The organism is Niabella insulisoli, from assembly GCF_039652435.2.
GTDB classification, from domain to species: Bacteria; Bacteroidota; Bacteroidia; order Chitinophagales; family Chitinophagaceae; genus Niabella; species Niabella insulamsoli.
In genome coordinates this window covers 2,475,060-2,495,252 of the sequence record NZ_CP190246.1, presented here as the reverse complement: position 1 = coordinate 2,495,252, position 20,193 = coordinate 2,475,060, and the positions used below count along the sequence as shown (strand labels likewise).

Annotated in this window: 11 protein-coding genes; 1 reads left to right on the top strand and 10 read right to left on the bottom strand. The window is 43.8% G+C overall.

The window, feature by feature from the left end; translation table 11 throughout:
• Window positions 1–11: 11 nt before the first annotated feature.
• Window positions 12–1,595, bottom strand: coding sequence for a solute:sodium symporter family transporter (locus ABDK00_RS10380; RefSeq protein WP_346239135.1), 1,584 nt, complete (start codon window positions 1,593–1,595; stop codon window positions 12–14).
• Between the two features lie 17 nt (window positions 1,596–1,612).
• The gene (locus ABDK00_RS10375; RefSeq protein WP_346239134.1) at window positions 1,613–2,629 is read right to left on the bottom strand and encodes a GntR family transcriptional regulator; all 1,017 of its coding nucleotides are present in this window, start codon (window positions 2,627–2,629) and stop codon (window positions 1,613–1,615) included.
• A 151-nt stretch (window positions 2,630–2,780) separates the two neighbouring features.
• Between ABDK00_RS10375 and ABDK00_RS10370 the strand changes: the two genes are divergently transcribed.
• Window positions 2,781–4,985: a hypothetical protein gene (locus ABDK00_RS10370; protein WP_346239133.1), complete on the top strand. Its 2,205-nt coding sequence runs from the start codon at window positions 2,781–2,783 to the stop codon at window positions 4,983–4,985.
• Window positions 4,986–5,136: 151 nt separating this feature from the next.
• Here ABDK00_RS10370 and ABDK00_RS10365 read toward each other — a convergent pair whose 3' ends face one another.
• The 8 genes from ABDK00_RS10365 to ABDK00_RS10330 form a co-directional block, all read right to left on the bottom strand.
• On the bottom strand, window positions 5,137–5,823 hold the full coding sequence (locus ABDK00_RS10365) for a DUF4998 domain-containing protein (RefSeq protein ID WP_346239132.1): 687 nt from the start codon (window positions 5,821–5,823) through the stop codon (window positions 5,137–5,139).
• A 17-nt stretch (window positions 5,824–5,840) separates the two neighbouring features.
• On the bottom strand, window positions 5,841–7,040 hold the full coding sequence (locus ABDK00_RS10360; RefSeq protein WP_346239131.1) for a DUF4959 domain-containing protein: 1,200 nt from the start codon (window positions 7,038–7,040) through the stop codon (window positions 5,841–5,843).
• Between the two features lie 17 nt (window positions 7,041–7,057).
• Complete coding sequence (locus ABDK00_RS10355; protein WP_346239130.1) at window positions 7,058–9,037, bottom strand: RagB/SusD family nutrient uptake outer membrane protein; 1,980 nt, start codon at window positions 9,035–9,037, stop codon at window positions 7,058–7,060.
• A 17-nt stretch (window positions 9,038–9,054) separates the two neighbouring features.
• Window positions 9,055–12,216: a TonB-dependent receptor gene (locus tag ABDK00_RS10350; RefSeq protein WP_346239129.1), complete on the bottom strand. Its 3,162-nt coding sequence runs from the start codon at window positions 12,214–12,216 to the stop codon at window positions 9,055–9,057.
• A gap of 431 nt (window positions 12,217–12,647) precedes the next feature.
• A complete protein-coding gene (locus tag ABDK00_RS10345; RefSeq protein ID WP_346239128.1) occupies window positions 12,648–13,778 on the bottom strand; it encodes a glycoside hydrolase family 76 protein in 1,131 nt (376 codons plus the stop codon).
• Window positions 13,779–13,859: 81 nt separating this feature from the next.
• Window positions 13,860–15,008: a SusE domain-containing protein gene (locus tag ABDK00_RS10340; RefSeq protein ID WP_346239127.1), complete on the bottom strand. Its 1,149-nt coding sequence runs from the start codon at window positions 15,006–15,008 to the stop codon at window positions 13,860–13,862.
• A gap of 30 nt (window positions 15,009–15,038) precedes the next feature.
• On the bottom strand, window positions 15,039–16,661 hold the full coding sequence (locus ABDK00_RS10335) for a RagB/SusD family nutrient uptake outer membrane protein (RefSeq protein ID WP_346239125.1): 1,623 nt from the start codon (window positions 16,659–16,661) through the stop codon (window positions 15,039–15,041).
• A gap of 12 nt (window positions 16,662–16,673) precedes the next feature.
• Window positions 16,674–20,000 (bottom strand): SusC/RagA family TonB-linked outer membrane protein, encoded by a 3,327-nt coding sequence (locus ABDK00_RS10330; RefSeq protein WP_346239124.1) that lies wholly within the window; start codon window positions 19,998–20,000, stop codon window positions 16,674–16,676.
• Between the last annotated feature and the right edge of the window lie 193 nt (window positions 20,001–20,193).

The following is a 20,193-nucleotide window of genomic DNA, read 5'->3' as shown; positions in this document are numbered from 1 at the left end:
ATGCCATTGATTTATTCAGCAACTCCAACCGGGGAAAATAGGAGAAACATCGCGATCATCATTCCTAATAGCACGACGTAGTAAAAATAGCGTTGACGCCAAGGTCTAAGGCTTACCATTGCCTTATTTTCCAAAAAGTAGGGGTGTTGGCGCGGTTTTATCCGGCCGATTAATAACATCAGCAAACTAGTTAGTACAAAAAGAACCGCCAACACATGCAGATAATGTAACCCGGTTTTAATAAAAAATTGGGTGCAGACGTAGCTTGTTACAAAAAAGGCCAAACCAATTTTAGCTGCTATTGCCGGCACTTTTCGAGTGGTAAGGCCGATTAACATGATTGTAAAAACGGGCACGCTAAAGTAACTCGAAACCTTTTGGAGATAGTTATAAAATCCGTCGCTGAAAAACATTATATATGGCGAGCAAAATATTGCAATAAATGTTACGGTAACCTGCACCATTCTTCCTTTTTTAACAAGATCTTTTTCTTCGATACTTTTTTTTCTCTTTTCTGACCACGGCTTGTATAAATTCATCGTAAATAACGTTCCGATGCTGTTCAGGCCGGCGTTGAAGGTGCTCAATGCGCCACCAAAAACGATAGCAGCAATAAAACCGGCCATTAGTGTCGGTAGGGTGTCTGTTACCATTTTGGGAAACACTTCGGCAGTATTTTGAATTTTCGGGAATAATTGTAAGGCGATCAGCCCAGGTACGTTCAGTAAAATGGGTGCGAATATTTTTCCGACGCAGGCCAGGGATATGCCTTTTTGACTTTCAGCAAGATTTCGCGCGCCCAATGATTGCTGGACAATGTATTGTTCCATTCCCCAATAATAGATGTTGATAAGTAGCATCCCTGTAAAAAGTGTAGAGAAGGGGATGGGTTCCTTGGGTCCTCCGATCGCATTTAAATGTTCTCTATTTGTGCTCAGCAGCGTTTTAATGCCTGTTGCCGGATCTCCGTTCCCTACAAACTTTAAGCCAATCCAGGTGATAAAAATGCCACCGGCTACCATTCCCACTCCTTGAACCATATCAGTAATAGTAATTGCTTTCAAGCCTCCCAGTACAGCATACAAACAACCCGTAATTCCGATAAAAGCTACGAGTAATCTGATAGTTGTAAAATAGTCAATGCCTAATTTCATATCTAACCGGAATATGCCGTTCATGGCTACAGCACAGCCGTATAGCACAGCTGGTATCAGATTGACGGCATAGCTTAATAAAAAAATAAGAGACACCAGTCGCTGGGTTTGACGGTCAAATCTCAGACCTAAAAAATCGGGTGTTGTTATAGCGCCTATGCGAAGGTAAACAGGCATTAGGAACTCAGATACAAGAACCATAGCAAAGATCGAGCTCATGCCCCAACACATTACGGACATATTGTTAGTATATACAAATTCATTTTCCCCGACAAATTGATTGGCGCTCATATTTGTTAGAAAAAGGGATGAGCCTACCATCCAAAATGTAAGGCTTCTACTACCCAGGTAATGTCCGACCGATGTCTGGCTTTGCTTGCGTATGGATCGTATCGTAATGCCCGCAGCAATTGCTAATAATAAGAAAAAGCTGATAAACATAATTTCAAATTTGAGGGCTATAAGGAGCCTCTTCTTATTAAAATAGTAGGAATGGTTTCCTGTATTATTTTACGATCCACAATAAATGATGCCGCTTTTTCGGCCATATTTTCAAAACTGGTGGAGTAGGTGGTGATGCCATCAAATATTATTTCTTTAACAATCTCATCGTTGTGCGAAAGAAAGCCTACGTCCTTTCCCAGTTTTAGTTTTTTTTGCTTTGCATCTTTTAGCATCATCCATAACTCAGCGTTGTTGATGGTAAAGTAAACGTAACCGGCTTCTATGGAGCCCGGGATGTATTCCGGTAAAATACTATGTTTTATCTTGAAATCTTTAACGAATTTTTGAAAGGCAAGTAAAATTTCCTCGGGTGTATCAGCATTGGGTCGATGATAATAAAACATTTTTTTAAACCGCTTAATTGCGGGCGCCAATTGAGCAAAAGCAGCATAGGAAGATTGAAAAAATTCCTGGGTGACATACGATACACGACTGTTAAAAGGGATATAGCGATCAATCATCAATAGTTTTTCCGTCGGTATTGTATTGAGGATTGATACCGACTTTTTATGAGGGATGGGCGCTACCACATACATTCCGTATTTGCCACGAACACGGTCGATAATACTTTCAAAAATATCGATATTGTTATGATGAAAAAATATATCAATATGTGTTTGTTTACCCAGCCGGTCTCGGAATGTTTTATAAAAAACCTCCTGAAAACTATCAAAGGCAAAGATGACCAACGCTATCCGTACTTGGTTCCGAGTATTATCTTTTGCCAAAAAAAAGCCAATACGATTTTTAGATTCAACAATGCCGCGGCTCACCAGTTCCTTATAGGCTTTTGCTATCGTTTCCCTGGCGAACCCCAATTCACTAATAAGGTTATTGACAGAGGGTAGCATATCGCCTTTCAAAATAGCTTTATTGTCCACAGCGTTTAAAAAACCCTGAACAAACTGTTCATGTTTAGAAAGCCCATGAATATTTTCCATTTCCTTAATATGATCGTATACACTTTGCATCTCCTTATTGTTTAACGCAGAAAAAACTGCTTAGGCGGTGTAAAATTATACTATACTATTCTATTAGTATAATTTTTTTTATCTTGCCTATTTAAATTTTATTGGCGCACGCGACGTTTTTAAATGTCCGCTGCCAAGCACAGATTGGTATATGAAAATGAAATTTCTATTTTTTATTTATTGTGTGCTGTTTTTTTCCATGCACGGGAATGTAGCAGCCCAGGTGACCTCAACATATAAAGATAGCGTCGTTGTTCGATCGCACCACTATCGGTTGGTTATCGACAGAAATACCGGAAGTGTAAACTCCTATTTTGAAGATGGAAGCTATCTTAAAAATATAACTGCCAGTATCAAGGAGATTTCTGGCGAGATTTATAATTCGAGCGAATTTAAACGACATACAGTCTATGTCATTAGTTTGGCTGACAAGATAGGCCAGGGGCAGCAGTTGCGAATTTTACATGAACAGGATGGTAGTTCTGTTCAGATGCTGCACACCCTAAATATTTACAAAGACAAGCCCTTTTTCTTATTGGGGTTAGAAATACGCTCAGTAAGCGGCCAGTCTCTGGAGGTAAATTATATAAGCCCCTTAGTGCTTTCCAAACAGTACGCCGGAACAGGTTACGTAAAAGGAAATGAGCCTCGAATTCTTGATATGCCGTTTGATAATGACAATTGGACTAAGCTGCTTACGGTAGGTTGGGGTGCTGGTCAGGTACGCGGAACGGGCTATAATTTTTCATCTTTATATGACCGGGATTTACTTTCTGGCGTTGTCGTCGGAAGTGTAAGCCATGATTTTTGGAAGACTGGTATACATTATGTTTTGTCGGAGAAAAAAAACGTCATTGATTCGTTCGCGGTTTATGGTGGGGCCGCCGTACCAGATAATAAGCGGCTGCGTGCTGAGTTCGGTGGGAACGATGGTACGCATGATGTCGTTGCACATGGTCCGATGAAGGGGCAAACCGTTGTAGGGCCGCAAATTTTTGTTTGTGGATTAAAAAGTCGTACTGAAGCTTTTCGAGTATATGGATGGGCGAACGCTGCTTTACATGGAAGCCTTCCATGGCATAAATCTGCGCCGTTTTACTGGAACAGTTTCGGTGTGGAGGGTGTATTAGGATATGAAAAGCAGATGATGCCCGACGAAGTAATGGGGATTTCCGACTTCATTGCGTCACTAAAAAATTTTTCCAAGGATAAAAAGATATATATCAGCATCGACTCTTATGATCAAGGTATATACACCGAAGATGTGTTGAAATCTATTCGGCAGCATTGTGTTCAGAATGGCCAGGAAGTGGGTTTTTATTTTATTCCTTTTGCAGTTTGGACGTGGAAATCATCGGTGAATAAAGATAAGCTTCAGTATACAAATTATAATATTCGTGATGTTACGCTCAAAGACAGCAGCGGGCATACGATTGTATATAAAGACGGTGACTTCGGCGCATTTCCCTTGGATCCCACACATCCTGCTACCCGTGAACGCATTTTAGGCGAATTGAAAAAGGCTCGTGCAGTCGCCGCCAGGTTTTTAAAAATAGATTTTTTAACAGCAGGTGCATTGGAATCCACAACTCGATATGATAGAACCGTCCGGTCTGGGTTGCAGGCCTACCATTCAGGGATGAAAATGTTGAAACATCTTATAGACTCCATGCTGGGCCCTGACATTTTTATTACGCAGGCAATATCACCGATTTTTCCCAGTCAGTTTGCGCATGTTCGATTCCTTTCAACTGATGTGTATTCGCATTTACGAAATGACCTGCCCCCGTTTCCGCATTATGGAAGCACCGCATCGTCGATGATCACGTCCTCCCATCTCGGGTGGATGCAGGGCTCTCTTTGGCCGTTTACAAATATGGATATTGTTGTTATGCATCAGTTCCAAAAACATCCTCCAATAAGCGATCAGGATGTAAAAGTCCGGCTTATTACCATGGCTATTATGGGCAGCATACTAGGCGATGGATCTGATTTTGAAGATAGTACCGCTAGAGAAAGAGCATATTACTATTTAAATAATCCTAACCTATGTAAATATTTCGATAGGCCGCGCGCATTTCTCCCATTGAAAGTAGCGGATGGCCTTACGGAAGATCAACAACTGAGCTTCTATTCCCCTGGGAAAACAATATTTGCCGCCATTGTTAACTTCGATACAACGAAATCATTTAGATATACTTTCGAAAAGGACAAGTTGAAATGGCCCAATAAATCTTACCTTATCCGTGATTTTCTCACCCATGAAAAGCTAACTCAAATCAACGCCGGTGACAATTCTTTTCAATTAACCGCCGCACCGAAAGATGCTATTTGGGTTGAGCTGGTTGAATTGTAATATTACTGAGTAACCAATCACAACCAAAAAAGAGCCACATACTTCTGGCTCCTTTTTGATGTAGCTCTTGGCGCGTCTTTGTTTTCAGTCGCGTTGCCGTGAGATCAATTCGCTTTCTTTTATTTGAAATGTCCTCTGTTAATGAAGGTGTTTAGTTTTTGGGCACGTATACAAATGGCGTGGCAAAAGTGTCAATGCTGGTGGAGTCGGGCCGGTAAATGGTTCGGTATTCAAAACCCTCGTTTCTTATATCGAATCCAACCAATACAGATTTGGGAGCACTAACCGGCGTTTGCAATACAGCGGCTTCGCCGTTTTGAGCGTATAAAATTTCGGTGTACTCAGGCCCCAAAAAGGGATCCATGGTTTGCCACGTAATAGTAGTTTGATTCGCCGCAAATGATTTAGACAAAATGTTTCTGGCCGTTAGTTTGCTTCGGTAAATGGCGCCGTACGAAGTGCCGACGGCGTTTACCGCAACAGAAGGGTTATTGTCCTCATCGTAAGTGCGAATTTTAAAATTCATAATCCCTTCATCTGACACGTTGATAATCGTGTCGATATATATGGAAGCGCTTTCGGTCCGTCGAATATTGAAGATTGCCGAATCCATATCGTCGCGCCAGGTCACCTTCATATATTTTACTTTGGGGTCTGACTTAATCATGCCAGTGAGCCTGACCCTGTTTTTTCCTGAGTAAATTTTTACTGAATCGAGTTTTCCCGTGTAGATTCTTTCTCCCTCCGAGACGAACTTTTTAAATTCATCCCATTTTCGGCAGGAGGCAAATAGTACAAGTGCAATGAAACAGAGGCAGTAGATATATTTAGTATTCATTTTTTCATTTTTTCATGTTATCTCAAATCTCCGTAAGGCTTAAGTTCGGCAACACTTTGCGCAGTGCCCCCGGCGAAATTTTCCAGGCATCTTATTCTTATATACCGCACTTTTGGCGCATTGATATCAATTTCCCAGTTAAAGCCTGCCGACGCTGTAGCGACATCGAGCGCGTTGTCTGTGCCGTAGGGCAGGCCCGAAGGTTTAATAACCTCGTAGGAGCCAAGTAAGTGCCAGGTGTCGTCTAAAGCGCCGTTAGGATTCGGTTGCTCTGATCCCCAAAATTCAAATCTTTTCATAGTAGTGAGATAATACCATCTTGAACCCTCCGGGTAAGGTCTTATCCAGATCCTGCTTAATTTGGCGGATACGCCCATATCGAAAGTCACTATATTCGGACCAGGGCCGCTGGCCGCTTGGTTAGTGAAACTAATGAAGGGATAATTGTATCTATTGTCCCACATGTAGTACACATGGGTAAGACCGTTCAACGCTTGAACCCCATCGCCAGGCATTGTAAAATCTTTAAACGTTGTGGGAGGTATTTCCTGCTCAAACAAAGGCTTTACGGCGGCAACTGCCGTGTCGGTGGTATTGCCCCAGCGGTCTCTGATAAAATATCTGACGGTCGAGGCCACGGTGTCCAAACCGCGAATCTGTGCGCTAATAGTGTTCTGGTTCGTGTAAATGCTTCGCTTATTGTCTACCTCGTATTCGTTGAAATCATTCTTCTTTAATATGAGAAGGGCGATGTCGGAAGTGTCGGGATTTATAGTAGCAAGATTATAACCACCAAAAGCGTTCACAATTTTCACATTTTTTAGTACCGTAAAAATAGGCGCCTCGAGCGGCTTAATAGTAACGGTTACCGGGTCAGAACTTATTTCACCTCTGCTCACGCTGTATAGCTTTACTTCGTGGCTTAGCGTGTCTGCAAATCCTTCTACTGTCAGGCTGTTTGAATAGTAGGAAGATTTGGTTTCGGCTTCCTTACCGTTCGACATTTTGTAAACTGCTTTTACATAAAGCAGGTTTTTATCGGCGGGTAACGCGTAGGTAAGCGCCGCCTTCCCTGGCAGGTTTCTGACAGACACGTCATAGACCGGTGCGGGTTTTACTCCGTCGTTGATGGAGGGCTCTTTATATCCCAGATCTTGTTTACAAGCCTGTAATAAAAAAAGCGTGCTGATGATTATGAATATGATTGAAGTTCTCATTTAAACATTTTTTAAAGTTACCATCCTGGATTTTCAACGAGTTTGGCATTTCGGCGAGTATCGTAATTCCCGATGGGCCACAAATAATCGCGGGGGGTAATAAAGTGTTGGTCGTGGATGATTGTTTCAATGTTATAGTCTGCTGCAGATTTTCCAACAATATTCCATCCCTTAATGTCACTGTTGAGTTCGCTGGCCGCCAGCTTCCATCTCCGTAGATCCCAGAAACGCTGGCCTTCGAAGGCCAGTTCTATAAGGCGTTCTCTTTGAATGATGGCTCTTAGCCCTGCTTGTGAAGTGTATTTTGTTGGATTTTTAGAAAACTGGCTCCACGACGCTACTACGCCTTCCAGCCCGGCCCGTTCTCTTACCATGTCGAGATAGGTAATAGCGGTGGCTGATGCTGGTTCCGCTTCGTTGAGCGCCTCGGCATACATAAGATACAGGTCTGCCAAGCGGATTTCCGGCCAGGGATAATTCTTAAATACCGGGGCAGAGGAACTTTGCACTGTTGATTCCCAGCTTACCAGTTTTTTGATAAAGTATCCTGTTTGAGAATAATACAGGTAATGACCGAAACCTGCTTTTTGTGTATTCTTTGATGACACATAATAAGTATTTTGATCATTGCCGCTCGAACTGCTTTTCATGTACCACACGCTCCCGTCAAACCCAAGATCTGCATAAAAACGAGGTTCTCTGTCAAAATTGAGCCGCGCGCTAACGTAGCCCTGTTCGATATTGAACTTTTCTGCTTCAGTAGCGGTTCGGGTGGTCGTATAATCAGAGAAATCTAAGGTTTTGTCCTCCTCAATGGGAACACCGTTTTTGGAATAAAACATTTTAGCAATCTTCATGGTAGGAGCAAAATATCCTCTAAAATTATCTCGAAGTCCATTGTCACTTCTTGTTAGCGGAGGAATACAACCGGCGCTATTGCCAAAGTAAGAATTGGACAGCGCCCATATATGCTCCCGGTTAAACCGTTCAGTGACTGCATTTCTTATGCTTAACTGGGTTTTAGTTACGTCGCTTAAACCATACAGATCTAATTCATACTTATACAAACTAAAACCATTTTCATGAGCTGAATTTATCGCCGCTAAGGCAGCATCTCTTGCCTTCTCCCATTTACCAGGGTCGTAGGTGGGATTGAAAAGTAATACACCCTCATGATCTGTAAAGTTGGCGTAGTCCGGATTGCCATTAAACAATGGACTTGCAGCCAGGAGCAACAGCTTGGCCTTCATGGCGAGGGCAACGGGTTGTGTCACTCTTCCAAGTTCATTGTTCTCATCAAAAATTTTGGTCGGCAACTTGGTGACAGCGCTGTCGAGAAGTGATGATATATAGTTAACGCATGAGTCCAAAGGCATTCTGTTGACGCCCAAATCGTCTGATGTCGATTCCAATGGAACATTCTCTTTGATGAGTGGAATAGGTCCATACATTCGCATGAGGTAGAAGTGATAATAGGCTTTTAAAAATTCAACCTCACCAATCCATCTTAGCTTTTCTTCAGCCGTCATATCCGGAACCCTGGCGGGGTTTCGCAGATTTTCAAGGAAAATATTACAATGTCTTATCCCCGACCATATAGGCCATGAATCGCCACTGCCGCCACCGGATCTTGTACCGCGCCAAACATTAACATAGGGGTCGCTTCGGTTTTGCTGCTCTTGCGCTACCCTGAATGAAGCATTCCATAAGCTTTGATCGTTTTGCGGTAACCAGATTTCATCCCCCGACAGACTGGCTGGGTTAAAAAGCAAGTTGCCACTGTTGGGCAGGTAAGAGTAGCACGTGAAAAGATACTTTTCAGCTTCGTTTCTTAATTTGAAGGCATTGTCCAGCGTGGATACGTTATCCGGGACAATATCGAGGAACTTTTTGCAGGAAAACAAACTTCCGCAAATAATCAATGCCAGGCAAAAGAAAGCATTTCCGCGAATGACTCCTGGTCTTTTGTAAATAGCAGTCCTTAAAATACGTTTCATAATATAACTAATTGCGGTTAGAAATTAACTTGCACACCTAAACTGTAAACAGCTTGAAGCGGATAACCCAGTCCACTGCCGCCCATTTCCACGTCCCACATTTTGAATCTACTCCATAAGTGAAGATTGGTGGCAGAAAAGTAGACGCGCATATTATCTATTTTAATCCTTTTTAGATTGCTTAGCGAGTAGCCGGCATCAAGGCTCTTAAGCCTCAAAAAACTACCGTTGCGCATCCACCAGGTAGACGTTACATTATTGGGTTCTATGATGTAAGTGCTGAGGCGGGGCCAAAAGGCGTAAAGATCTCGGTTTTCTTCTGTCCAATGACTTTCGGATATGGATTGAAGCAGGCCGTTTTCCAGGCCTCCGTTTTTGTTGAACGGTTGAATGTCGTTGGCATTGATGAAAAATGACGTGCGGCCTGCTCCCTGAAAATAGATGCCGAAATCAAATTTTTTGTAACCCATAGAAGTACCAAAGCCATAAATGATTTCAGGCACTGTAGGGAGCCCTATGGGAACTCTGTCGTCGGCATTGACAACTCCATCATTATTTACATCACGGTATTTAACGTCGCCCGCTTTAAGCGCTGTATTGCCAAATTGGACCGGTGCGTTGTCTACCTCGTTTTGATCAACGAAAAGCCTTTCTGCAATATATCCCCAGGTTTGGCTTGTAGGGTAGCCGATCATTGACAGGTAGGCGATGGACGGATCGTATCGCAATTCATCTACCACCGTCTTTTTATTAGTAGAGTAGGTGAATGTGCCGCGCACGTTGGCCCACAAATTTTTGGTGATCGTTTTTTGATACCTTACAGACATGTCGAGACCTTGGCTTTCTCCTTCGGCATAGTTAGCGAACGGTGTGGCGCTAAACCCGGCAGCGCTTTCAGTATAACTTCTTGGCCGCAATATTTGCGTTCGGTGCTGGTGAAATATATCGGCAATGATTTCGAGTTCGTCATTAAACATTCTCAGATCCATACCAATATTTATTTGTCTGGATTTCTCCCAGGTAATGCTTTCATTCGCGTATCGAGATATCGATATGCCGGGACGGGCATAAACCGGCGTTCCGTCGTTCTTTCCAAAGCTGGCGCCGTAAGTGCCGTCATTAAGACTTATGTTGGAGAGATAGAAAAACCGGTCAGCAATATCTCCGATCTGGTCATTACCCACCAATCCTAAAGTTGCTCTGAATTTTAGATCGCTGATAACATTGGTGAGCGGTTCGAAAAACTTTTCGTTGGAGATACGATAAGCGATACCAAATGATGGAAAGAAACCAAACCTGTTCCGAAGTGCAAATCTTTCCGAGCCGTTATATCCAAAATTAAATTCAGTCAGGTACCGGTTATCAAATCCATAGGTAAATCTTCCCGATATACCGATATTACGCTGTGGGAGAGAATTGGTAAGGCTGCCATTATTCCCTTTTTCATAACTTGAAAGATAGCTGATCACCATGCCACTAACGGAGTGTTTGTTGAATGTTTGATTGTAATCCAGTGCGCCTTGTAACCACATGCGCGAATCCAGGACTTTGGGAACTTCGTTGTAAGACAAGTATTCGGTGCCCACCGTTCCGATAGAGTTGGTCGATCCGTCATTTAGGACTTGTAACGAATAGCTCTGATCGATCGGATTGATGACTGCCTGATAGAAAAACGGGTTGTAAGATCTGTTTACCCTGTATTCAGAGTATCTGCGCAGGTAGCCCATACCCGTAAATCTCAATCCTTTAACCAGGTGTCGCAAGTCCTGTTTAATTTCTATCTGTGGTTGTATATTTGATGACTTAAATACGCTATAGCCTTTCACCAGTTCCGCATAGGGGTTGGTGTATAATGTATTGGTAGTTTCACCATTATTGTTGTAAGTCGGTGAAGATCCAAACAAGGGATGTTCCAGGTAAGGCAGCATGGAGGCAGGATAAACGGCCGGAAACATCACCGGGTTGGCTCTTATGGCATTGGTGAACGTAGCGCTACCGCCTCCAATGGGACCGGCATAGTCGTCAAATTGCCCGTACATTCTTATGATCAATTCCGTGGTGGAAGTTAGATTTAAATTGACATTTGTCCTCAGCGAGTAATTCCTGAGTTTGATGTTGTTGTTGAAATCATTGATCGGATTGACTTTCAATATCCCGTTATCCACGTTATAGGTGCCGGCCACATAATACCTGGCTTTTTGGGTACCTCCGGTAATGCCGATGTTATAGGCGTGGTTAATTGTATTCCTTTTTATTAATTGATCGAGCCAGTTATTGTCGGGGTAGAGATAAGTGTCGCGGCCTTCTTTTGTTCCGTTAATTTTATTTTGGGTATAGGGAAGAATACCGTTAGGGTTTCTGGTGAGTACGGCTTCATTAGCCGTCTCCATATAGGTGATATTATCGGCAAATTCGATTTGCTGTGTGTTTCGGGATAGTCTTGTTTCGGCGCGGAAATTAAATTTTGTAACGCCAGATTTTCCCGACTTTGTATTTATTAACACAACGCCGTTGGCTCCTCGCGCGCCATATACAGCGGAGGCAGCTGCATCTTTCAGCACCGAAAAATCGGAAATGTCATCCGGTTGTAGTCTCGCCATATCCGTGGGTGAAGACTCTACTCCGTCTATTAAAATCAGCGGATCCAGCTTGCCGGCGCCAAATGACGAAAGGCCTCTTATGTAGAAATTGGAATTATCGGTGCCTATTCCCGGCTCGCCGCTTCTTTGAAACGAAATGATACCAGCCACTTTACCTGCTAAAGCATTGGTGAGGTTGCTTGAGGGGATTTTAAGCTCCTCAACGTTTACAGATGTTATAGAACTGACCAGGCTTTTCTTTTTCTGCGTACCAAAACCCACGACCGTTACTTCCTCGTTTTCAGAAAATGACAAAGTCATTCTTACATTAAGCACAGTTTGATCGCCGGCCATCATTTCTATTGTTTGATACCCGATGCGGCTAAAAACGAGTACTGACGTGTCGGACGGCACCGTTATCGAATATCGCCCATTAAAGTCGGACACAGTAGCAATTGACGTGTTTTTCACGTTGACGTTTGCTCCGCTTATCAAACCCGTTGAATCGGTGATTAAACCTGAAATCACTTTTTGCTGTGAACTGCTGTTTTTACTTAGCAGGCAGCCAATGAAGACTAAAAAAATAAATGAATATCTCATACCCAGTTGATTGAATATATTTAAGCGGGCCTCCGGCTAAAGGGACGCCTATTACCGCTTACATGACAACGTTATATTTCTTAAAAATGGCATCGTTTGCAATCGCCGTTCACAACAGTTAATTTTGTTGGGATTGCAAATTTGACAAATAACAAAATCGTTTCAGCAGCTAAAGTAAAAAGAAAATTTATTGCTTAAAATTTAGAGCTGTTCAAAATTTAGATGATTTGTCTCAAATTATGTAGCTGCCTTTTTCACTCATAAAGAGCCAACTCAAATCAAACCCGGTGGCGCCATTCTTCAGTTGCATCCAACACCAAAAAATAGTATTGGGAAGGGGTGGAGTTGTTAGATTAAACGCAGACAATCACAACCAAAAAAGGAGCCGCATACATACGGCTCCTTTTTTTGTTTTAACGATAGATCGGGTGTTACTCTATATCACTTTTGTCAAATGCAGCTTTGGCTTCAATCATCATGCAGGCGCTTGCCTGCGCGGTGAGTTGTGCTTCGCCGGCTGGCGGCGCGATCCAGGAAGATCCAAAAAGCAATGATTGTTTATATGTTGCTTTCGTCCAAACGTTAATGGCGTTATTGTTGAAAAAATTGACAAACTTTGTACGATAGTCATCATTGAGGTCTGGCTCTTGCAACAACATTAGATAATAGCGAATAAAGATTCCTTTAAATAAGGCGTTGTCGCCGGTGCCTTCATCGCGCAGCACATTATTGCCCGAATCAATACATTTTGTAATGGTATAATTCGCGCATTTTTGTGCATCGTTTAGGTAAGCAACATCCTTCGTGATCCGATAGAGTTCAACAGCCGCGCCTACGAAAGTGCCGGTGTTATAAGTCAAAACTACGCTGTTAATCGCGCCGGTTTCTCCGTTGATATTGTCATAGATGCCGCCGGTGGCCCATTCATACAGCGTGTTTTTTTCCCAATCATAAATCTTCAGCGCCCATTCCTTATAACTCTCGTCGTTTGTGATTTCATAGAGCCTGACGCCCAGAATAGCAGCCGGGCCGTTCGAGCAGGCGTTTTTACTGTAAGGCATATCTTTCTTCCAGGCCAATCCGCCCTCGGCGTAGGTTTCGTTCCATCCGCCAATAATATCATTCCACAAGTCTTTGGCAGCGTCGAGATATTTGGCGTCATTAGTCGCTTTGTATAAACGTACGAATGTGAGCGCGTTCCATTCCATGTCATCGTAAAACACATTGTAATAGGTGTTCCCATTTTTTGTTTTGATGCCGGCAAACCATTTGTCAAAATACGCGCTATAGGCGCTGTTATTGGTTCTCAGGTAAGCGTCGATGACAACATCCATGGCGTGGGCATTGGGCCAGTATTGAAACCCGTTGTTTGAGCCGTTGCTGCCATAATTAAAATAACCGCTTTCGTTCCAAAACTGGGCGATCAACGCATTGGTAGCGCTGTCGGCTGCAGCATTCCAGTCAATATTTTGCGTTTCGCCGTAGGTATATTCATCTTTAAATTTTGAACAGGAAATGATCGAGCCTATCAACAGTATCGCAAATAATCTATAAATATTCATTTGGATATTTTTATTTTTTAAAAAATGCCGGAGCCCGTTTACTCCATTTACAAAGAAGCGAACGAGCGCTCCGGCCAATTGTTAATTCACCTGAACCGTATGGGTGTACGGCGAGGAGCCTTGCATCAACACGGTAATCGTCGTTGATTTTCCGTCGACAGCAGAAATAAATTTCCATTTGTCATCCCATTGTGATGGGTTAGGCAATACTCTCAGGTAGTAGTAGGATGCAGGCGAACTCGCTGTGGGCGGGCTGTCAGTACCATTTACCGTACCCAACTGTCCGGTGTTGGTGGTGCCGTTGGCAACGGTTACCATCTGAAACTTATAACGTTGATCGCGTCCCCACGATTCCTGCCTGAAGTTGATAACGCCCGTTCCTTTCCAAATTCCTTTGCCCTGGTAATCGAGATTAAATAACACCCTATTTTCAGGACTAAAGAAGATGCCGATCGAGGTCACTTCCGTATAAGCGATAGTAGCGGTATTAAAATCAAGATTGATGCGATAAACGCCGGTTTTGGAAGCAGTGATTGAACCCGTAGCGCTGGCTTCTTTAAGTGTGCTGCCATTATCGGAATAGAAAATGCGCGGCGTGCCATTATTGCGATCTGTAAAATAGTAAGGTTTGCCGGCTTCGAGTTTCGTATAAATTTCAAACTCTCCGGTAGCATTGAATTTGAAAGGAAGCGCCGCAGACAGATCATTGCCGGTTTCCGATCCTTCCCCCGTAATAAATACTTCATCGGGCAAATCGGCGAAGCCCTGGAGCGCAGTTACCATGATAGAAAAAGATTCATCTGACTTAATAGTATTGATACCGCGGGACGCAATGACGCTCCACTTTATCGCGCCCGTGCCGCCGGGTTCAATACCCGCTAAACCCGCTATCCTGTTAAGGATTTTGTGCGTGATGGTAGCTCCGTTGGAGTAACCGTTATTGTCAGATACAATTTTGTATAAAGGATCAGAAAAATCGCCGTCGGCTTTGTCGAAGACCACTTCGTAGGCCGCCGCACCGCCGTCTTCAGCGCGCACCGCTTCCCATTCAAAGTAAAGCGAAGCCGAAGCTGAGCTTAGAAGTTTTACAGAGCGGTTGTCTACCGGTGCATATAATTTTTTAACCGGCGTTACGGAAACATCTTTATAGTTCATGTCATCTTTTTTGCAGCTGAATAAGATGAGACTTAGTAAAGACAGGTAGAAAGATTTTATGAATATTTTTTCCATGAGTATTTTATTTATTAAATAGTAAGAGGATTAATTACCATAGCCCGAATTGTTAGGAAGCAGGTTGTTGTTGAGGTCTATTTCAGATCTGGGAACCGACCATAAGTAATCTCTGCCTTCATCAAATTTGCGGGTATCCAGCACGATATAGCTGGTATTGTTATTTGCAAACTTGGCCCCGTGAACAGTTCCGGAAAGGAATTCAGGACCGGCTTTCCACCGCACAATATCAAAATAACGCAGTCCTTCCAGCGCCAGTTCGCTCCGCCGTTCGTTTCTGATAAGGCGGCGCATTTGAGCAGTAGGCAGGCCGGCGGGATAATCCAATGCACCCGCATCGGTAAACCCGGCGCGCGACCTGATCGCCCTGATGGTCTGATTCCAAACGGAAGCATCCATCATTCCTAATTCAAACTTCGCTTCGGCATTCATCAGCAACACGTCTGCATACCTGATCATAATGATATTCAAACCAGATTGGAATGTGGCGTTCGCCTGTACATCGTAGTACTTTTTCATGTAATAGCCCGTGGCCGTCGAATTTGAACTCGCATTTACGTAAGTGTCGGGCGTGCCGCTGCCTGGCCGGATGCGTATGGTCGTCATCGATCCGTCCGGTTTTTGAAGCTGACTACCGTCGTAGATAACCGTTGCTGCCAGTCGCGGGTCTCTATTTACGTAAGAGTTGTTTTCGTTGTAAGAAGGATCCTCATCAATGGTCTTTCCATTTAACAAGATATAACTGTCGACTAATTCTTGCAAGGGTGCATAAGCATTTAAGCGGGCGCCCACCGAAAGCGGCGCGGCATCGTAATATTTCGACCATGTTTTTTTATCGATAAGATAACCATAGTCTAGGATCACCTCGCTGTTGTATTCATTCGCTACGGTAAAAAGTCCGGCATAATTAGGAAACAGACTATAACTGCCGAATTTATCCTGATGGTTGATCAGGCTATCGGTGTAGGTGGCCACCATTTGCCAGTTGTTTTCATACAAATAGGCCCGGGCCTGCATCGCGCAGGCGGCTCCCTTCGTAACACGCGCTTTATCGGCGCCAGACAAATTGCCTTTAGATGGAAGCAGTTGCATGGCAGCATCAAATTCCTGATGAATGAATGCCATGACGGTCGCTTTGTCGGTTCTGGCTAAGGTCCGCGATTCGCTTAGCGAAATATCTTCCGTAAAGAAGGGCACGTTGCCATAAAAATTAACCAGCCGGAAATAGAGAAAAGCGCGAATAAATCTGATCTCAGCTTTTCTTTGTTCTTTCACTGATGCTGGTATATTAGGCACACGGTCGATATTGTCCAGATAAATATGGCAGGTCTTTAATCCGCCGTAAGCTGCTTCCCATTCGCTGGCAAAGCGTCCTAAAGACGGATCAGCATTGCCATTGCGAATCACGCGCTGTGCTGTATTAGAGCGCCCTTCAAAAACATTATCACTTAGCGCCTCGTCGTCCCACATTTTATCAGCCGAGTACATTTGATTATAGGCCATGTTGACCATCAGGTCTGCGTTAGCGGCCGATAACCAGAAGTTTTCATCTGTATATTGATCGGTCGGCTGCAGGTCCATTTTGTTGCAATTCGTTAAAGTAATAACAACGAAGAAAGAAGTTATTACCCATATCATTTTTCTGTGCTTCATTCCTGTTATTTTTTAAAATTGAAGATCTAATCCAAAACCATAATAGCGCAGGGTAGGGTAGTTGCGCGCACTGTTCGCCGCCCCCGACATATTCGAATTGAATTCTGAAGACTCGGGATCAATCCAGGATTGCTTGCTTAGCGTAATTAGGTTTTGTGCGTTAATGTACAACCGGGCTTTTTTGATACCGGCTTTTTCTGAAAGGGATGCCGGAAGGGTGTACCCCACCTGTATATTTTTGAGCCGTGCATAGCTGCCGTCAAATTTGTACAAATCAGATCCTCTTCCATAATTGTTTTGCCTTGACGGAGAACCGGTGGCGGTAAGCCGCGGCCACCGAGCATCGGTATTCGTTTGCGTCCAATAGTCCAGTTGATGTTGATAGATAACGTAGGAGTAGTTTTCATGAAAAGGTTCCACCAGCTCACCGCGGATCATCATATCTCTTTTGGCGACACCCTGCCACAGCATGGAAAGGTCAAGCCCTTTGAAAGCGACATTGTAGGTTAGGCCGAATGTATAACGGGGAAAGCCGTATCCTAAAATAAAACGATCCTTGGAGTCGATTACTCCATCGTTGTTTCTATCTACATATTTTACATCGCCGGGTTTAAGGTCGGTAGCGCTCACACCCACGGGCAATGCGGCTGTTTCTATCTCCTGCATTGATTGGAAATAACCATCCGTTTTCAAACCGTAATAAGCGTTGAAAGGCACGCCTATGCGTGTCAGTTTGCCAATATTGTCAGCAATGCTGATCTGTTCAAATCCTTCAAATTTGGTTACTTCATTTCTCGAGTCGCCCATATTGGCTAACACATTATGACTGAAAGCCCCTGTGTTGAAGCGATACCCGATATTGACTTCCCAGCCCTGGTTTTTCATTTCTCCTACATTATACGAATCCAGGTCGGTGCCAAACACGGAGGGGATAACGGGCCGCACCAAAATGTCTTTCGTTAGTTTGTAGAAATAATCAAATGAAACCGTAAGCCTGTTTCTTAAAAAAGTGGCGTCTACACCGATATTCGTGTTATGAGTAGATTCCCAGCGTAGATCTTCATTTCCGTACACAAAGCCGGCGCCAGCAAAGCTGGAATCACCACTCACATAACTATTCGGATACAGGCTATACCTGGTGAGGTATTGATAATCGCCGATATTCTGATTACCCAATACACCGTAGCTGGCGCGCAGTTTCAAATCGCCGACATTCGATTTGTAGCGGTCCATAAATGCTTCATTGGTCAATCGCCAGGCCAGTGTGGCCGATGGAAAGAAACCCCATCGGTTTTGTTTTGCAAATTTTGAAGAACCGTCGTAACGAAAGCTGAGCTCTGCGTAATAAGTGTCGTCAAAGGAATATCCCAATCTGCCAAAAAGAGAACTCAGGCTGGTTTGAACCGTACGATTGGGCGTGAGATAACTATTGGCTTCGTCGATGACAGTGCCTGTAGTAGGTATGCCCAAGATAGAATCGGTATACAGATACGTAAGTCTGCTTTCCTTTGCGGTAAACGATTCGTTGGAGGCGCCCAATAATCCGCTGAGATTGTGGCGGCCAAACGTTTTATTGTAATCAAACATCAATTGATAATTCATCAAACTGGCCTTCCGGCTATAGTCAGACGTTTGCCTGTTTGAATTCATCGTAAGCGCGGGTTGCGTGGCGTCCGCACTCGCATACAGCGGAAATTCTATCCTGCGGGTGAACTGATTGTTGGCGTAAATATCAGAACCGACGACGCCTTTCAGTTTTAAGCCCGAGAATAATTTTACCTCCAGATTCAGGTTCAAATTGATATAATCATTTTTGTCGTTGATAAAGCCGCCCTGATGCAATTCTCCGATCGGGTTTTGATCGGTGAGCGCGTTATTGATCAGGTATTTCCCATTGTCCGCCTGCATCCGATAATAATAATAAGGCGGTATGCGGCTCGAATTAATGATCGCGTTGGTGGCGGTGGTGTTATTTGCATTGTTTCTGCTGTAGGCTACGATAGACGTCAGTTTGAAGCGGCCCACTTCGGTGGTAATATTGGAACGCAGGTTATACCGCGTGATACCATAGTCGCCTACAAAATTGCTACCCTGGTTAAAGTAGCCTCCGGAAAAGAGGTAGGTAGTATTTTGGCTGCCGCCCGAAACCCTGAGGTTATACGTTTGCTGCAAAGCTGGTTCGAGGATCTGATAAAAATTCCACTCCTCCTCATCGCGATGCTCATATAAATCCTGTATTTGGTCGGGAGAAAATTCCGGCTGTGAACCCACGTTGGTAAGCGCCAGATTTTTCAGCGTCGCATTTTGATAGCCTTGCACAGGGGAGAAAAGAATTTTAGGATCCTGCCAACCCACTTGCCCGCTCAAACTTACCGTGGGCTTCTGATTTTTAGCGCCGCGTTTGGTCGTCACCAAAATAATTCCATTAGAAGATCGCGAACCATAAATGGCGGCTGAACCTGCATCCTTCAAAACAGAAACGCTTTGAATATCGGAAGGGTTAAGTTGATTTAAGCTCGCTCCGTCTGTGATTAATCCGTCGATAACAATCAATGGCGAATTGCTGTTCATCGTTGAAATACCGCGGATGTTAATGTTCATGTCGTTGCCATTCGGGTTCATGCTGCGCTGCTGAATCACCAGGCTGGGCGCAGCGCCCTGCAAAGCCTGCGTCACGTTGCCCACGGGGCGGTCTTCAAACTGCGAAGCTTTTATTTGATCGACCGCGCCCACAGCGTCTTTTCGGGTAGTGGTGCCATAGCCAATAACAATGACATCTTCCATTTGCTGGCTGCTCGTCTTCAATATGATGGTACCCAGGTTGTTTCCCGACACAGCAATTTCTCTCGCTAAAAATCCAACCCTGGAGATTTCGAGTATCGCCGATTTGCCCGATACATCGAGCGTAAAACTACCATCTGCGTTGGTCACAGTCCCATTACTGGTCCCTTTTTCTAGCACATTTGCCCCGGCAATCGGGGCGCCTGTTGAGTCAGTAACAATGCCACTCACCAGGTATTGCGCCTGCTTTTGCGGCATTGCAGCCATGATGACTACCAGGTTTTTGTTCATCTTTTTGTAAGTGAAAGCGGTATTGTTTAATAACCGGTTCATCATGTTTTCAATCGTAATGTTGCTGGCGTTTAGCGTTACCTTATAATTGCTTAACGCAACGCTATCGCTGTAGACAAAACGATAAGGATAATTAGCTTCAATCGATTTCAAAGTAGCAGCAAGCGATTTGCTTTTTACATTGACGCTCACCAGCTCCTGAGAAGACCCGTTGAACGCAATGGATTGAAGCGAAGCTAACAGTATAATTACAAGAGTACATTTCATCAGCAGTAGATATTTAATAATACAATGTCCTCTCCCTATGACGGCAAGGCGATCATTTTTTTTCATATTTTCGTTATCTGTTTTAATGATGGTTTTCGTTGCCAGGCAACGAGTTAACTGTTGTTTACCGGCGGAAAATGTTACAGCATTTTTCGCCTTTTTTTATCAATTCTTTAATCCATGATGGCAGTTT